Source organism: Kitasatospora sp. NPDC048722 (assembly GCF_040650235.1).
Classification (GTDB): domain Bacteria; phylum Actinomycetota; class Actinomycetes; order Streptomycetales; family Streptomycetaceae; genus Kitasatospora.
Genome location: NZ_JBEZGX010000031.1, coordinates 53,317 through 68,192 on the forward strand (window position 1 = coordinate 53,317; position 14,876 = coordinate 68,192).

The following is a 14,876-nucleotide window of genomic DNA, read 5'->3' on the forward strand; positions in this document are numbered from 1 at the left end:
GGGGTTAAGGAGACGGCTCCGGACGGGCCGGGAACCGTGCGGTGCTTGACCTCGAGTGCACTCCAGGGTGGAGGCTGTTCCCCGTTGACCCACTGAGCCATCAGATCGGAGAACCGTCGTCATGCGCACCGCCCCGTTCGGACTCAACGGCCCGGAGATCGGCGTCCTCGGCCTCGGCTGCATGGGGATGACCCACGCCTACGACGTGCGGAACCGGGACGACGAGAAGTCCGTCCAGGTGATCCGCCAAGCGCTGGACCTCGGTGTCACGCTGATCGACACCGCCGACATGTACGGGCCCTACACCAACGAGGAGGTGGTCGGCGCAGCTCTCGCCGGTCCGTACCGCGAGCGCGCGTTCCTCGCCACCAAGGTCGGCATCGTCCCGGGCGGCAGCGGCCAGGGGGAGCGCAACGGGCGCCCCGAGCACGTGCGGCGCTCGATCGACGAGAGCCTGCGCCGCCTCGGCACCGACCACGTCGACCTCTACCAGCTGCACCGGGTCGACCCGGCCGTCCCGATCGAGGAGACCTGGGGCGCCTTCGCCGAGGTCGTCCAGGCCGGCAAGGCGCGGCGGATCGGCCTGTCCGAGGCGACCGTCGAGGAGATCGAGCGGGCGCAGTCGGTGCACCCGGTGGCCTCCGTGCAGTCCGAGCTCTCGCTGTGGACCCGGGACGCGCTGGCCGACGTCCTGCCGTACACCGAGGAGCAGGGCATCGCGTTCCTGCCGTTCTCGCCGCTCGGCCGCGGCTTCCTGACCGGCAGCATCTCCTCCTTCGACCAACTGCCCGCCGACGACTTCCGCCGCCGGCTGCCGCGCTTCCAGCAGGACGCGCTCAAGGCCAACCTGGCGCTGGTCGCCAAGGTCAGGGAGGTCGCCGAGCGGATCGGCGCGACGCCCGCGCAGGTCGCGCTGGCCTGGACGCTGGCGCAGGGCCGGTACGTCTTCCCGATCCCGGGCACCCGGACCCCGCGCTACCTGGTGGACAACGCCGGCGCGGCCGGCGTCGTGCTCTCCGCGGCGGACCTCGCCGAGCTGGACGCGATCCCGTCGGCGACCGGCGGGCGCTACTGAGCACCGCCGGTCCTACCGCTCCTTGACCCACACCTGCTGCCGTCCGGTCTCCGCCGGGGCCCGGACGGCGGCGTCGGCTGTCCGCTCCAGCCGGTATCCGAGCTTGCGCGGGACGGCCGCGCTGGCGCCGTTCGCCTGGTCGCAGCGGATCTCCACCCGCGCGATCCCGGGCAGCGCCAGCGCGGCCGAGGTCAGCGCCCCGGCCCCGGTGGTCGCGATGCCGCGGCCGACGTGCCGGGCGCTCACCCAGTAGCCGATCTCCAGCGCGCCGGGACCGATCCGGGCGTGCAGGCCGAACGCGCCGATCACGCTGCCGGGTTCGGCGTCCAGCCCGACCAGGTACATGAAGTCGGTGCCGGCGTCCCAGGCCGCCGTTCCGGCCCTGGTCAGCCGGGCCGTCCTGGCCCGGCTCGGCGCCTCGGCCGCCCACTCCAGCCAGGGCCGCAGGTGGTCCAGGTTGGCGCGGACGGCCCTGTGGAGCGCTGCGGTGTGCGCGCTCAGCCGCCGGTGCAGCGAGACGCCGCCGGCCAGCCGCAGCAGCTCCGGGGGCCGACCGGCGGTGGCCTCGCCCGGCGCCGCCGGGTGGTGGTCACAGGACCGTGGCTGTGCGTCGCCCATGACGGCGATTATGTCCTTGGCCGGGACCTGTCACCAGCGGTGTCGCCGTGGACCGGAAGCACGCGGGAGGCGGGCGTCCGGCGGCCCGGGGTCGCAGGAGCGCTCAGAGCCGCACGAGCACCTCGTCGAGCCCCTTGCGCCGCAGGTCCGGCACGCGCGCCCCCTCGGCGGGGTAGCCGACCGGGATCACGTACGCGGCGCGCTCCTCCGCCGGGCGCTCGCACACCTCGTTCAGGAACTTCATCGGGCTCGGCGTGTGCGTCAGCGTGGCCAGTCCGGCCTGGTGCAGCGTGGCCAGCAGCAGTCCGACCGCGATGCCCACCGACTCCTTCGTGTAGTACGGGCGCGGCGAGCTCGGCCCCTTGTGCACCTCGAACACGACGATCACCGCCGGCGCGTCCTCCAGGAACGGCTTTCGCCAGTCGGTGCCGATCGGCGCCAGCGCCTCCAGCCACTCCTCCGAGGCCCGGTGGGCGTAGAACTCGCGCTCCTCCGCCTCGGCGGCTTCGCGCAGCCGCCGCTTGCGCTCCGGGTCGGTGATCACCACGAACCGCCACGGCTGCACGTGCGCGCCGCTCGGCGCGGTGTTGGCGGTGCGCACCGCCCACTCGACCACGCCGTCCGGGATCGGGCGGGTGGAGTAGTCGCGGACGGTGCGGCGCTGCGCCATCACGTCGTGGAACGACCTGCTGCGGGCCTCGGCCTCGTGGGCCGGCACGGTCATCGGGGTGTGGGGGACGGTCGGGTGGGACGTCTCCGCCACTGCGCTCTCTGCACTCTCAACCATGGCGGACAGCACAGCACATGACGGTTCCGCCGGGAAGAGGTCGAGACCAATCCCGGCGAAACCCGGGGCAACCGGCGGCACCCCGGGGAACCGGCGGAACCCGGGGCAACCGGCGGCACCGTTCCGGGCCTACAGCTCGTGCACCCGTCCGTCCCGGACCTCCAGGCGCCGGTTGACGGTGACGGTGTCCAGCATCCGCCGGTCGTGCGTGACCAGCAGCAGCGTGCCGGTGTACGACGCGAGGGCGGACTCCAACTGCTCGATCGCGGGCAGGTCCAGGTGGTTGGTGGGCTCGTCCAGCACGAGCAGGTTGACCCCGCGCGCCTGGAGCAGCGCCAGTGCGGCGCGCGTGCGCTCGCCGGGGGAGAGGGTGGCGGCCGGGCGCAGCACGTGCACCGCCTTCAGGCCGAACTTGGCGAGCAGCGTGCGCACGTCCTCCGGCGACAGCTCCGGCACGGCGGCGGAGAACGCCTCCACCAGCGGCTCCCCGCCGAGGAACGACCCGCGCGCCTGGTCGACCTCGCCGACCACGACGCCCGAGCCCAGTACCGCGCTGCCGCCGTCGAGTTCGAGCCGGCCGAGGAGGGCGGCCAGCAGCGTGGACTTGCCCGCGCCGTTGGCGCCGGTGATCGCGACCCGGTCGGCCCAGTCGATCTGCAGGTCCACCGGGCCGAAGGCGAAGTCGCCGCGTCGGGCGACGGCCGCGCGCAGGGTGGCGACGACGGATCCGGAGCGCGGCGCGGCGGCGATCTCCATCCGCAGCTCCCACTCCTTGCGCGGCTCCTCGACCACGTCCAGCCGTTCGATCATCCGCTGGGTCTGCCGGGCCTTGGAGGCCTGCTTCTCGGTGGACTCGGCGCGCGTGGCGCGGGCCTTCTTGTCGTTGTCCCCGCCCTTGCGGCGCGCGTTGCGCACGCCGTGCTCCATCCAGTTGCGCTGCATCTGGGCGCGCGCCTCCAGCGAGGACCTGGTGTCGGCGTACTCCTCGAACTCCTCGCGGGCGTGCCGGCGGGCCACCGCCCGCTCCTCCAGGTACGCCTCGTAGCCGCCGCCGTACAGGTTGACCTGCTGCTGGTGCAGGTCCAGCTCCAGCACCTTGGTGACCGTCCGGGCCAGGAACTCGCGGTCGTGGCTGATCAGCACGGTGCCGGCGCGCAGGCCCTTGACGAAGGACTCCAGCCGCTCCAGGCCGTCCAGGTCGAGGTCGTTGGTGGGCTCGTCGAGCAGGAAGACGTCGTAGCGGGAGAGCAGCAGCGAGGCCAGGCCGGCCCGGGCGGCCTGGCCGCCGGACAGCGCCGTCATCGGCAGGTCGAGCGAGACCTTCAGGCCGAGCGAGTCGGCGACCTCCTCGGCGCGCTCCTCCAGGTCGGCGCCGCCGAGGTCGAGCCAGCGGTCCAGGCTGGTCGCGTACGCGTCGTCGGCGCCGGGGCGGCCCTCGACCAGGCCCTCGGTGGCCGCGTCCAGCTCGGCCTGCGCGGCCGCGACGCCGGTGCGCCGGGCCAGGAAGTCGCGCACCGACTCGCCCTCGCGCCGCTCGGGCTCCTGCGGGAGGTGGCCGACGTTGGCGCTCGCCGGGCTGAGCCGCAGCGAGCCCGCCTCGGGGGTGTCCAGCCCGGCCAGCAGCCGCAGCAGGGTCGACTTGCCGGCGCCGTTCACACCGACCAGGCCGATCACGTCGCCGGGGGCGACGACCAGGTCCAGGCCGGAGAAGAGGGTGCGTTCGCCGTGGCCGGCGCTGAGGTCCTTGACTACGAGTGTGGCGCTCATGATGGGGCCGATTCTACGGAGCCGTGGGCCCCCGGCGGAAAACACCGGGGCCGCGGCTGTTCCCAGCCACGGCCCCGGTGCTCACACGCTCACGCGCCTGGACGCTCACGCGCCTGGACGCTCACGCGTTCAGGCGCGTGGCGCGCTGCTTCGTGGTGCTACTTCGTCTTCTTCGAGATGTAGTCCAGCGCCTTGGCCGCGACGTCGTCCAGGTACGGCCCGGCCTCCCAGGTGTTGTCCTCGCCACCGATGGAGGTGTCCGAGACCAGCACCTGCTTGCCGTCCTTCACGGCGAACCAGCCGCCGCCGCTGTCACCGCCGGTGCCGTTGCAGCCGGAGGTCAGCATGGCCGGGCGGGACGGGTCGATGGTGCGGCGCACCGGCTTCGGGCCGTCGCAGTGGTCCAGCTCCATGCCGTCGAACGGCTTGGCGGCCGGGTAGCCGTAGCTGCTGACCGCGGTGATCTGGTCGCGCGGGGCGTTGAACCAGACCGGCACGGAGCCGCCGACCGTCTCCTCCAGCGACTTGCCGCTGCCGTCCGGGTTGGCGACCCGGATGATGCCGAAGTCGTACTGGCTCCACGGGCCGCCGCTCTCCGGGTCGGCCTCGCCGGCCCAGGTCGGCGACACGATGCCGGCGGTGGCGCCCCACTCGCCGAACGGCTCGGCCTGCGCCAGCGAGCCCTGCTTGCCGCCGCTGAGCGCGCCGTTGCTGTTGAAGGCCGGGGCGAAGACGATGTTGGTGTGCGACTTGCCGCCCTTGCCGCCGTGCAGGCAGTGGCTCGCGGTCCACACCAGGTTGCTCTTGCCCGGGTTGGCCGGGTCGGAGATCACGGTGCCGGAGCAGACGTACTCCTGGTTGCCGTCCATGAAGAACAGCTTCCCGTTGACGTTCAGGTTCTTCGCGAACGGGTGCGGGACCGGCTTCATCTGGACCAGGGCCGGCTTCGGGTCGTTGCCGCCGTCGGCCGGCGGCTGGACCGGGGCCTGCGAGGTCGGCTGGGCCGGCGCCGGGGCGGCGCTGGTCGGGGCCGGGGCGGTCGGCTGGCCGGTGGGCTGGTTGCCCAGGCCCGGCTTGACCGGCTTCGCCTTCAGGATCTTCTGCAGGTCCCAGTAGCCCTTGACGGCCGGGGTGATGACGTTGGCCTGGGCCCACTTCTCCCAGTCCTCCGGCTTCCACTTCTTGATCTCGTCGACCGTCGGGAGCTTGATCGGCGCGGCGCCCGGCTTGGCCGTGTCCCCCGCCGCGGCAGCGGTGGTGGGCGCCGCGGTCTGCGCCCCGTTCGAGCTGTCGCTGTTGTCCGGGCCGCACGCCGAGGCCAGCACCATCGTCAGCGCGACGACGGAGGCGCCCAGGGCGGCACGGGTGGTCCGGGATATAGGTGACATTGTGTTCGGTTCCCCCTGTGTATGGAACGCCATACGGCCCGATCCGCGGGTACGGCCGCGAGGGCCGCAGGTATGGCAGGTGAGGAGTCTGCCATGCCGCATATGGGCTCTCTCACCTCCACCCCCGACTGCGACGAGGCTGTCACGGGATCGGCACCGTATCGGCACCTCGGCTCTGCCGCCTTCGCCGCCTTTGCCGGCGCCGGCCCCGCCGGCTCCGACGCCGGTCCGCGGGGCGTACGGAAATTCGGTTGCGGAGCGGCGCGCGGGGTCCGTAGCGTCGTGTCCGTCAGTCACCCGAACAGGAGCAGGCCGTTGAACTACTGAGGTCCCAGGACACCGCCCCGCCGCGCAGGCCGCTTCGCCGCGCGGTGTGCGTCATGGTGTGCGACCTCGGTCACGGCCCCCATGGTTCCCCACGGCTCGTGCGGCGTTCCTCAGCTGTCCTCCGCCGCCATCCGCCGTTCTCCACCGAGCTCCGTCGCACCCTTCCGCACCCGCGGTGTCTCCCCGTGTTGCTCACCCCGTTCTTCACCAGCAACCAACCGGGAGGCCGACCATGGCACAACCCACCACCGCCGTCCTCTGCACCGACCTCGACTTCGAGTGGCCCGACGGCAGGTCCGTCCTCGAAGGCTTCCAGCTCGCCGTCGGCCCCGGCCGCACCGGCCTGATCGGGCTCAACGGCGCAGGCAAGTCCACGCTGCTGCGGCTGATCGCGGGGGACCTCACGCCCTCCGGCGGCACCGTCCGCGTCGCGGGCGAACTCGGCTACCTGCCCCAGGGGCTGACGCTCGACACCGCCCTGCGGGTGGACGAGGCGCTCGGCGTCCGGGCCGCCCGCGAGGCCCTGCACGCCATCGAGTCCGGCGACACCGCCCAGCACCACTTCGACGCCGTCGGCGACGACTGGGACGTCGAGGAGCGCGCCCGCGCCACCCTCGACAAGCTCGGCCTCCAGCGCCTGGACCTCGACCGCACCACCGGTGAACTCTCCGGCGGCGAGGCCGTGTTGCTGCGCCTGGCCGCCCTGCTGATGCGCCGCCCCGACGTCCTCCTGCTCGACGAGCCCACCAACAACCTCGACCGCGCCGCCCGCGAGCGGCTCTACGAGACGGTGGCCGGCTGGCGCGGCGTCATGCTGATCGTCAGCCACGACCGGGAGCTGCTCGAACACGTCGACCAGATCGCCGACCTGCGCGACGGCCGGATCACCTGGTACGGCGGCAACTTCACCGAGTACGAGCGCACGCTCGCCGCCCAGCAGGAGACGGCCGAGCGGCTCCTGCGCAGCGCCGAGGCCGACGTCCAGCGCCAGAAGCGGGACCTCGCCGACGCCCGCATCCGGCTCGAACGCAGCGCCAGTTACGGCAAGAAGCGTTCGGTCACCCGCAACGACCCGCACATCTTCGCCGGCATGCTCAAGCGCCAGGGCCAGGAGACGGCGGGCCGGCTCACCGGCATGCACACCGAGCGGCTGGAGGAGGCCAAGCAGCGGCTCACCGCCGCCGAGGAGGCGGTCCGCGACGACGCCGAGATCCGGATCGACCTCCCGCGCACCGCCGTCCCGGCCGGGCGCACCGTGCTCACCCTGCAGAAGGTCCGGCTGCCGAACGGCGCCACCGCCGACCTCGACCTGCGCGGCCCCGAGCGGATCGCGCTGATCGGGGGCAACGGCAGCGGCAAGACCACCCTGCTGCGCACCGTCGCGGGCGAACTCGCCCCGCTGGAGGGGGAGGTCACCACGCCGGTGCCGCTGCGCCACCTGCCCCAGCGGCTCGACCTGCTGGACGACGGGCTCACCGTCGCGCAGAACGTCAAGCGGTTCGCCCCCGCCGCCGGGGACAACGCGATCCGCGCCCGGCTCGCCCGCTTCCTGTTCCGCGGCGGGCGGGCCGACCAGCCGGCCGCCACGCTCTCCGGCGGCGAGCGGTTCCGGGCCACCCTGGCCGCCCTGCTGCTGGCCGACCCGCCGCCGCAGCTGCTGCTGCTCGACGAGCCGACCAACAACCTGGACCTCGCCAGCGTCCGCCAGCTCACCCAGGCGCTCGCCGCCTACCAGGGCGCGCTGATCGTGGCCAGCCACGACCTGCCGTTCCTGCGCGGTCTGGGCCTCACGCGGTGGCTGGAGCTGGACGGGGAGCTGAGGGCGGTGGACCCGATGTAGCCGTTGCCGCTCGCCGCCCCGTGGTGCTCCTCCTCTTCCGACAGCACCCGGCGGGCCGGGCTCAGGGTCGACTCCCTGAGCCCGGCAGGCTCGTCGGGCCCGCCACGGCCACTCCCGGCTCCGTCACCCCGGTCGTCATCCGACCGGTGCCGCGAGCGCCACCACCGTGCCCACCCCGCGCACCCCCCGGCCGCGGCCGAAGAGCGGGTTGCGTCCTTCCCTGACGCGGTGCGGTCCGGTGTTCAACTGCCTTGGGAGCCAGTAGCATCGGGGTCATGCCAGCGCTCAACATCGAGTACACCGAGCACGAGCTCGCCGCGATCCGGGCGGCGGCGGCCGCGGACGGGAAGAGTGTCAAGGCGTACGTGCACGACGTGAGCGTGCGGGAGCAGCAGCGGCGGGTCTTCGTCGATCACGCGGTGTCCTTCTGGAAGGAGCACCGCGCGGAGTTCGACGCGGCGTTCCCGGAGGACGCGCCGGCCGCGTGAGGGGTGCGGGCGTGACGGTGTTGCACGTCGATCTGCGCTGGCTCCTGGACGTCCAGGAGCACGCCTCGCCGGAGGACCTCAGCGTGCGGGACTACTCGGCGCTCCAGGCCGCCGTCGCCCGGCACCGGGTCGACACCGCGCAGCTCGGGCACGAGGCCGACGCCGCGTGGTGCGCGGCGACGCTGATGCACACCATCGTCCTGCTGCGACCGCTACCGGTGCGCAACAACCTGTACGCCTGCATGACCACGGCCGCGTACATGCACGCCGCCGGGGAGGGTGTCGACCCTCCGTACGGGGCGCTGGCGGAGCTGGCCCGGGACGTCGCCGAGGGCCGGGCGGACGTCTACGCGGCGGCCGACCGGATCCGCTCCTGGCGGATCTGACCGGTGATCGATCGGCCGCCGGGGTCCGGTGCTACGCCTCGGTGGCGGCGGGCCGCAGCTTGCCCGCGACCAGCGTGCCCAGCCGGTCCAGGCCGACCACGGCCGCGCCGAGTACGACGAACTCGACCGTCAGCATGCCGATCTGACCCCACACGTAGCCGTAGCCCTTGGTGGTCGGGTCGAAGAAGAAGTACGGGTACTTCAGCGGGAAGTCGGCGAACAGCGCGTTGCGGGTGAGCACGATCGCCGCGTAGCCGAGCGGGAAGGCCAGCCAGAGCGGGATGTCCCGCCAGGCGGAGGCGTTGCGGGGCTTGAGCAGCAGCCAGTCGGCGACCACCATCACCGGCGTCACGTAGTGCAGGAAGAACGACGACCAGTGCGCCAGCCTGTCCGGCCCGTCGACCAGCCCCGGCAGCGGGTTGGCGCCGTGCTGGAGCAGGACGTGCGACACCAGCCCGGTGATGACGATGTACAGCGTGGCGGCACCGCGCAGCCGGGGCGCGGGCGCGTCCACGGTGCCGCGCTCGAGCATCCAGTAGGCCGCGCCGATGAAGTAGCCGAGCACGATGACGTTGCTCTGCACGGTGAAGTACACCAGCGACGCGTTGCCGAGCGTCAGACCGAGGAATGCCGACAGCGCGATGCCCATGCGCCACCACAGCGCCGGGCGGGTCCGGACTGACATGCGGCCACCAGTTCGTTTCAGGCGATACGGGAGGTATCGGACGGGCAGGGGATCGAAGCACTCTACTCGCTGGTAGTGGCCGGACGAAAGAATCGTTTCTGTGTGGCGGTGTCGAGCGGCTCAGCCCGGGAGCACGAACCCCGACTCGTACGCCGCGATCACCGCCTGGGTGCGGTCCCGGGCGCCGAGCTTCGCGAGCACGCTGCCGACGTGGGTCTTCACCGTCTCCTGGCTGACGACCAGCTCCCGCGCGATCTCCCCGTTGTTCAGCCCGGTGGACATCAGCCGCAGCACCTGGGCCTCGCGCTCGGTCAGCCGCCCGAACGGCCCCCGGTCCGGGACGGCGGCGCCGCGGGCGGCTGCGGGTGCGTGCCGCAGGGCGAGCTCCCGGACGGCCGCCGGGAACAGCAGCGAGTCCCCGCGGGCGACCAGCCGCACCGCCTGCACCATCTCCTCGGCCCGCGCCCGCTTCAGCAGGAACCCGGCGGCGCCGGCCCGCAGTGCGTCGTACACGTGGTCGTCGTGCTCGAAGGTGGTCACGACGAGGATCCGCGGCGGTTCGGCCATCCCGCCGACCAGGTGCTCCGTCGCCCGGATCCCGTCGATGCCGGGCATCCGGACGTCCATCAGTACGACGTCCGGCCGCAGTTCGCGCACCAGCGGTACGACCTCGGCGCCGTCCGCCGCCTCGCCGACGACGTCGAGGTCCGGCTCGGCGTCGATCACCACCCGCAGGCCCATCCGGACCAGCCGTTCGTCGTCCGCGATCACCACGCGGATGTTCCCCGTCATCTCTTCTTCCCCGTCGGTTGGTTGGCGTCGGTCGGCGTCGGTCGGTGCCCGGTCGGTGCTCGGTCGGTTTCTGATCGGTGCGTGGTCGGAGTCCGGTCGCTACTCGTCGGCGTCCTTCCGGCGTTCCGTCCGTTCCTACCGGCCGGCGGGCAGCCAGACGGCCAGCCGCCACGCCGCCCCGTCCCCGGTGAGCCCTGCCTCGCTGCCACCGCGCAGCGCCGCCGCCCGTTCCCCGATGCCTTGCAGCCCGCGCCCGCCGCCGGGGCGGCTGGGGCGTGCGGAGCCCAGCGGGTTGGTCAGTTCGATGTCCACCCGGTCGTCCGCCAGGGCCACCCGCAGCGCGGCCGGCGCGGGCCCGGCGTGCCGCAGTACGTTGGTCAGGCCCTCCTGGACGATCCGGTACGCCTCGCGGGAGACTGCCGGCGGCAGCCGGTCCAGGCCGGGGGAGAGCTCGGCGTCGACCCGCACGCCGGTGCGGGCGAGCTGGCGCAGCAGGTCGTCCAGCCCGGCCAGGGTGGGGCCGGCGGGTCCGTCGCCGGTCTCCTCCTCGCGCAACAGCCCCAGCACCGTGTCGAGTTCGGCGACGGCGGCCCGCGCGGTCTCCTCGATCGCGGCCAGCGCCTCGGCGGCGAAGTCCGGGTCGCTGCGCAGCACCCTGGCCGCCGCCGAGGCCTGGATGCCGACGGCGCTCAGCGCGTGCCCGACCGAGTCGTGCAGCTCGCGGGCCAGCCGGTTGCGCTGGGCGAGCACGGCGGCCCGGCGTTCGGCCACGGCCAGCCGTTCCTCGGGGGTCGGGCCGAGCAGGACGGGCGCCCAGCGGGCGAGCAGCGCGCCGCACGCCGCGTTGGTGCCGACGATCAGGGCCAGCACGGCCGGACCGAGGGCGACGCCGGTGAGCATCCAGCCGGGGAAGTCCCGTTCCCAGTAGCGGGTGAGGTCGTTGGCCCCCGGGAAGTGGAAGATGAGCACGACCGCGAACGGTGCCCCGGTCAGCGTCATGCCGGCGACCACCCCGCCGAGGAAGAGGTGCAGCACGTACCAGCCGGCCGCGCGGCGCCGGGCCGCCCACGACCGCGCCGGGCCGGTGGCCAACGCCTCGGGCCGGTCGGGCGTGCACAGGGCCCGTGCCGCCGCGCTCTCCAGCGTGCGGACGGTCGGCAGCAGGGCGGTGACGGCGGCCATCGGCAGCGAGGTGCCCACCGAGAGGAGCTGGAGCAGGAGTTGGCGCAGGTGGGACTGGTTGTTGTTGAGCGCCCCGAGCAGCACCTGTGACAGCAGCCAGTACGGCATCAGCAGGGCGCCGCCGAGCACCAGGTGCACCCAGCGCAGCCGTGCCCGCCGCCCGAACAGCGTCTCCGTCGTCCGTCGGATCCGCCCCTGCCGCTGCGCGTGCGCGCGCGTGTTCACCTGCCCGCCCCCGTGGTCACGCGCGCGACTCTACGGCAGGCGACGGCCTCGCGGCGGCGGTCGCCGCCCGTTCGGTCAGCGCCATCGCGCCCGCCGCCAGGACCAGCAGCCCGGCCACGACCTGCCCGGCCTCCACCAGGACCAGCAGCCCGGGCACCGCGCGAGGCAGGTCCGGGACGGTCGTCGTGCTCCCGAACGCCACCAACTGCCAGGCGCCCCAGGCGAAGACCGACCCGGCCGCGGTCCACGTCACCGCGAACGGCGTCCGCAGCCGCCGCCCCGGTCCGACCCGGAACACCAGCACCAGCAGGGAGCCGGCGGCGGCCACCGCCATCAGCGCCGTCACCGCGTCCATCGTCGCGACCGACCTGCTGCGCTCCTCGACCCAGCGCAGCGGCAGCCCGAGCGTCCCGCCCGCCGCCCAGTACGCCCGGGCCACCGCGACGCCCAGTCCGAGGAGTGCGGCCACGCCCGCGAAGACGCGCTGCACGACGAGCGTGGGGGAGTCGGGGAGGTCACCGATCCGGTCGTGCAGCAGGCCCGCCCAGCGCCGGCGGGCGTACAGGACGAACGCGAGGATCAGCGCCACGCCCTGCACCGAGAACCCGCCGTACACCAGACCGAACACCCAGCCCGCGAGGCCGTCGTCGGCCTGCTGCGCCGCGTTCTGGTGCTCCGGGCCGAGCACCAGCCCGGCGAGCAGCGACACCGGCACGGCCACCAGGATCGTCCCGAGCAGCCCGGTCGCCACCCACATCGGGAAGGCCACCAGCCCGGCCCGCACCCGTCGGCCCCACGGCCGGACGAAGGTGAGCGCGAGCGCCAGGGCGATCACGTCCATCCCGAAGGTGATGAGGTTGAGCAACCAGAGCTTGTCCATGGAGCCCGGGTCGCGCACGCCGACCTCGGACCCGCTCAGCCACAGCAACTTGAGCGTCAGGTAGGGCACCGTCGAGGCCATCGCGACTCCGGCCGCGACGCCCCGCACCACATCTTCTCTGTTCCTCATGCCCCTACGGTCGCGCCGGGGGCGGGGACGGCACGTCGGCCCTGCAAACGATCCCCCTCCCCCTGGCGGGGGATCCGGCAACGGGATCCTGCGCCCCGGGGAGGGGCCGGGTCTCAGGGCATCCGGTGGATCAGCCGCTCCTCGTGGTCGACCCTGCCGTCCGGGTCAGGGACCAGCCCGAGCCGCTCGGCCAGCCGCCGCGACGGCAGGTTGTCGGCATGGATCAGCGCGGTCACCGGCAGGCCCGGGAACCGGGGCAAGGCCTCTGCGAGCGCGGCCCGGGCCGCCTCGGCCGCGTACCCGAGCCCCCAGGCGGTGGGCCGGAACCGGTAGTAGAGGTTGAACACCGGCTCGTCGTCCAGCGTGTGGAAGCACACCCCCGCGAATCCGATCACCGTCCCCGGCTCCTCGCGCGTCGCCACCGTGCAGTACCCGACCCCGTCCCGCGTCCACTGCGTCAGGAAGCCGTCCAGCATCGCCCGGCTCTCCGAGCGCTCCCGGTGCGGCCCGTGCGGGTTGTACCGGTTGGTCTCCGGATCCCCGTGGACGGCGAACACCGCCTCCACGTCGTCATCCTGCGGCCGCGTCAGCAGCAGGCGGCCGGTCTCGGCGACGATCGTGCGCCCGGCAACGGTCATGGCGGTTCCCCCGTGTCGTCCGTAATAGATAAAGTGCACCATAGACCATTACCCTCGGCGTCCGCCTCACGGACTCGGCATGCCGCCGATCGCCTTGCCCCCGGTCGTGAGGAGCTGCCGTCACGGGTCGTTCCCGTCCGGGAACGGGCGTTGCCCGTCGGTCGTCGTCTCGTAGCCGCTGTCGAGTGTCGAGTGTCGAGTGTCGAGTGTCGAGGAGGAAGGAGACGTCCTCGTCCTGGCGAGTGGTGGCGAGCCCCTGGGGCCGGACTCGCGGTCCGGAGCGCCCGCCGCAGGGGAGGGGTGGGGAGGGGTGATGCCCCTCGCGATGTGATGACGTCACCGGGCGGAATCGTCAGTGGGCGGAGGGACCCTCCGCGGCCGTTCCGGCACGGACGGTTGGGGTGTCGAGGTCTTGTTACCGGCGGGTCGCTTCTCTATCATCGCGAGTGTTACAGCTTTACTGTCAAACCCCGAAGGGTTCTGCAGCCAGTGCGTGACACCAGTGGTTCCCAGACCTCGGGCGCCGGTCCGTTGGCGGGTGTGCGGGTGGTCGAGCTCGCGGGGATCGGGCCCGGGCCGTTCGCCGGCATGTTGCTCGCGGACCTCGGCGCCGACGTGGTGCGGGTGGACCGGCCCGACCCCTCGCCGCTCGGCATCGACCCGGCGCGGGACGTCACCAACCGCAACAAGCGCTCGGTGCTGATCGACCTCAAGTCCCCCGACGGGCCTGCCCGGGTGCTCGACCTCGTCGAGCGGGCCGACCTGCTGATCGAGGGCTACCGGCCCGGGGTCGCCGAGCGGCTCGGCGTCGGCCCGGACGCCTGCCTCGCGCGCAACCCCGCGCTGGTGTACGGCCGGATGACCGGTTGGGGGCAGGAGGGGCCGCGCTCCGCGCAGGCCGGACACGACATCGGCTACGCGGCGGTCGCCGGCGTGCTCGGGCTGGTCGCCGCCCCCGGCGGGGCCGAGGAGGCGCCCGGGATTCCCGCGAACCTGCTCGGCGACTACGCGGGCGGCTCGCTCTACCTCGTCGTAGGCCTGCTCGCCGCCCTGCACCACGCCCGCGCCGCGGGCACCGGCCAGGTCGTCGACGCGGCGATCGTGGACGGCGCCGCGCACCTCGGCAGCATGCTGTGGGGCCTGCTCGCGGCCGGCCACTGGCAGGACCGCCGGGGCGTGAACCTGCTCGACGGCGGCGCCCCCTTCTACGCGGTCTACCGGGCGGCGGACGGCGGCCACCTCGCCGTCGGCGCGCTGGAGCCGCGCTTCTACGCCGAGTTCGCCCGCCTGCTCGGCCTCGGCCCGGACGCGCCCGGCCAGCACGACCTCGCCCGCTGGCCCGAGCTGCGTGCCCTGATCGCCGAACGCTTCGCCACCCGCACCCGCGCCGAGTGGGAGGCCGTCTTCGCCGGCTCCGACGCCTGCGTGGAACCCGTCCTGACGCTGCGCCAGGCTGTCGCCGACGCTCACCTGGCGGCGCGCGGCACCTACGTCGAAGCGGACGGGGTCACCCAACCCGCCCCCGCCCCGCGGTTCTCCGTCACCCCCGGTGCGCTGCGCCGGCCGCCGGCCAGGCCCGGCGCGCACACCGCCGAGGTGGCCCGCGACTGGGACGTGCCCCTCCTGGGCTCCGACCCGGGCAACTCCGCAGCAGACCAAGGAGCGTAGC

At 73.6% G+C, this 14,876-nt stretch carries 14 protein-coding genes; 5 read left to right on the forward strand and 9 right to left on the reverse strand.

What is annotated here, in order from left to right; translation table 11 throughout:
- Positions 1–121 precede the first annotated feature (121 nt).
- Entirely contained in the window at positions 122–1,075 is a 954-nt protein-coding gene (locus AB0C76_RS22895) for an aldo/keto reductase (protein WP_359968384.1), read from the forward strand.
- Positions 1,076–1,087: 12 nt separating this feature from the next.
- Here AB0C76_RS22895 and AB0C76_RS22900 read toward each other — a convergent pair whose 3' ends face one another.
- From AB0C76_RS22900 to AB0C76_RS22915, 4 genes are all read right to left on the reverse strand, one after another.
- Positions 1,088–1,693 (reverse strand): GNAT family N-acetyltransferase, encoded by a 606-nt coding sequence (locus tag AB0C76_RS22900; protein ID WP_359968387.1) that lies wholly within the window; start codon positions 1,691–1,693, stop codon positions 1,088–1,090.
- Between the two features lie 103 nt (positions 1,694–1,796).
- Entirely contained in the window at positions 1,797–2,480 is a 684-nt protein-coding gene (locus AB0C76_RS22905; RefSeq protein WP_359968390.1) for a nitroreductase family protein, read from the reverse strand.
- Between the two features lie 129 nt (positions 2,481–2,609).
- Positions 2,610–4,247: an ABC-F family ATP-binding cassette domain-containing protein gene (locus tag AB0C76_RS22910; RefSeq protein WP_359968392.1), complete on the reverse strand. Its 1,638-nt coding sequence runs from the start codon at positions 4,245–4,247 to the stop codon at positions 2,610–2,612.
- 158 nt (positions 4,248–4,405) lie between these two features.
- Positions 4,406–5,635: a hypothetical protein gene (locus tag AB0C76_RS22915; protein WP_359968395.1), complete on the reverse strand. Its 1,230-nt coding sequence runs from the start codon at positions 5,633–5,635 to the stop codon at positions 4,406–4,408.
- Positions 5,636–6,194: 559 nt separating this feature from the next.
- Here AB0C76_RS22915 and AB0C76_RS22920 point away from each other — a divergent pair.
- The 3 genes from AB0C76_RS22920 to AB0C76_RS22930 all read left to right on the forward strand — a co-directional run bounded on the left by AB0C76_RS22920 (position 6,195) and on the right by AB0C76_RS22930 (position 8,676).
- Positions 6,195–7,802, forward strand: coding sequence for an ABC-F family ATP-binding cassette domain-containing protein (locus AB0C76_RS22920; protein WP_359968398.1), 1,608 nt, complete (start codon positions 6,195–6,197; stop codon positions 7,800–7,802).
- A gap of 275 nt (positions 7,803–8,077) precedes the next feature.
- Positions 8,078–8,290, forward strand: a complete 213-nt coding sequence (locus AB0C76_RS22925; protein ID WP_359968401.1) for a hypothetical protein — start codon at positions 8,078–8,080, stop codon at positions 8,288–8,290.
- An 11-nt stretch (positions 8,291–8,301) separates the two neighbouring features.
- Positions 8,302–8,676: a toxin Doc gene (locus AB0C76_RS22930; protein WP_359968403.1), complete on the forward strand. Its 375-nt coding sequence runs from the start codon at positions 8,302–8,304 to the stop codon at positions 8,674–8,676.
- Positions 8,677–8,707: 31 nt separating this feature from the next.
- On the opposite strand, the gene AB0C76_RS22935 is transcribed toward AB0C76_RS22930, so the two are convergent.
- The 5 genes from AB0C76_RS22935 to AB0C76_RS22955 form a co-directional block, all read right to left on the reverse strand.
- A complete protein-coding gene (locus AB0C76_RS22935) occupies positions 8,708–9,361 on the reverse strand; it encodes a Pr6Pr family membrane protein (protein ID WP_359968406.1) in 654 nt (217 codons plus the stop codon).
- Between the two features lie 120 nt (positions 9,362–9,481).
- Positions 9,482–10,153, reverse strand: coding sequence for a response regulator transcription factor (locus tag AB0C76_RS22940; protein ID WP_359968409.1), 672 nt, complete (start codon positions 10,151–10,153; stop codon positions 9,482–9,484).
- 135 nt (positions 10,154–10,288) lie between these two features.
- Positions 10,289–11,560 carry a histidine kinase gene (locus AB0C76_RS22945; protein WP_359968412.1) on the reverse strand — a complete coding sequence of 424 codons (1,272 nt, stop codon included), beginning with the start codon at positions 11,558–11,560 and terminating at the stop codon, positions 10,289–10,291.
- 16 nt (positions 11,561–11,576) lie between these two features.
- The gene (locus AB0C76_RS22950; protein WP_359968415.1) at positions 11,577–12,569 is read right to left on the reverse strand and encodes a hypothetical protein; all 993 of its coding nucleotides are present in this window, start codon (positions 12,567–12,569) and stop codon (positions 11,577–11,579) included.
- Between the two features lie 113 nt (positions 12,570–12,682).
- Positions 12,683–13,207, reverse strand: a complete 525-nt coding sequence (locus AB0C76_RS22955; RefSeq protein ID WP_359968418.1) for a GNAT family N-acetyltransferase — start codon at positions 13,205–13,207, stop codon at positions 12,683–12,685.
- A 489-nt stretch (positions 13,208–13,696) separates the two neighbouring features.
- On the opposite strand from AB0C76_RS22955, the gene AB0C76_RS22960 reads away from it, so the two are divergent.
- Positions 13,697–14,875 (forward strand): CaiB/BaiF CoA-transferase family protein, encoded by a 1,179-nt coding sequence (locus AB0C76_RS22960; protein ID WP_359968421.1) that lies wholly within the window; start codon positions 13,697–13,699, stop codon positions 14,873–14,875.
- Position 14,876 lies beyond the last annotated feature (1 nt).

What these genes read in the sequence shown, in the direction of transcription:
- AB0C76_RS22925 (WP_359968401.1), top strand. Translation starts at nt 8,078, where the DNA reads ATGCCAGCGCTCAACATCGAGTACACCGAGCACGAGCTCGCCGCGATC.
- AB0C76_RS22950 (WP_359968415.1), bottom strand. Translation starts at nt 12,569, where the DNA reads ATGAGGAACAGAGAAGATGTGGTGCGGGGCGTCGCGGCCGGAGTCGCG.
- AB0C76_RS22905 (WP_359968390.1), bottom strand. Translation starts at nt 2,480, where the DNA reads ATGGTTGAGAGTGCAGAGAGCGCAGTGGCGGAGACGTCCCACCCGACC.
- AB0C76_RS22920 (WP_359968398.1), top strand. Translation starts at nt 6,195, where the DNA reads ATGGCACAACCCACCACCGCCGTCCTCTGCACCGACCTCGACTTCGAG.
- AB0C76_RS22895 (WP_359968384.1), top strand. Translation starts at nt 122, where the DNA reads ATGCGCACCGCCCCGTTCGGACTCAACGGCCCGGAGATCGGCGTCCTC.
- AB0C76_RS22955 (WP_359968418.1), bottom strand. Translation starts at nt 13,207, where the DNA reads ATGACCGTTGCCGGGCGCACGATCGTCGCCGAGACCGGCCGCCTGCTG.
- AB0C76_RS22910 (WP_359968392.1), bottom strand. Translation starts at nt 4,247, where the DNA reads ATGAGCGCCACACTCGTAGTCAAGGACCTCAGCGCCGGCCACGGCGAA.
- AB0C76_RS22940 (WP_359968409.1), bottom strand. Translation starts at nt 10,153, where the DNA reads ATGACGGGGAACATCCGCGTGGTGATCGCGGACGACGAACGGCTGGTC.
- AB0C76_RS22935 (WP_359968406.1), bottom strand. Translation starts at nt 9,361, where the DNA reads ATGTCAGTCCGGACCCGCCCGGCGCTGTGGTGGCGCATGGGCATCGCG.
- AB0C76_RS22915 (WP_359968395.1), bottom strand. Translation starts at nt 5,635, where the DNA reads ATGTCACCTATATCCCGGACCACCCGTGCCGCCCTGGGCGCCTCCGTC.
- AB0C76_RS22900 (WP_359968387.1), bottom strand. Translation starts at nt 1,693, where the DNA reads ATGGGCGACGCACAGCCACGGTCCTGTGACCACCACCCGGCGGCGCCG.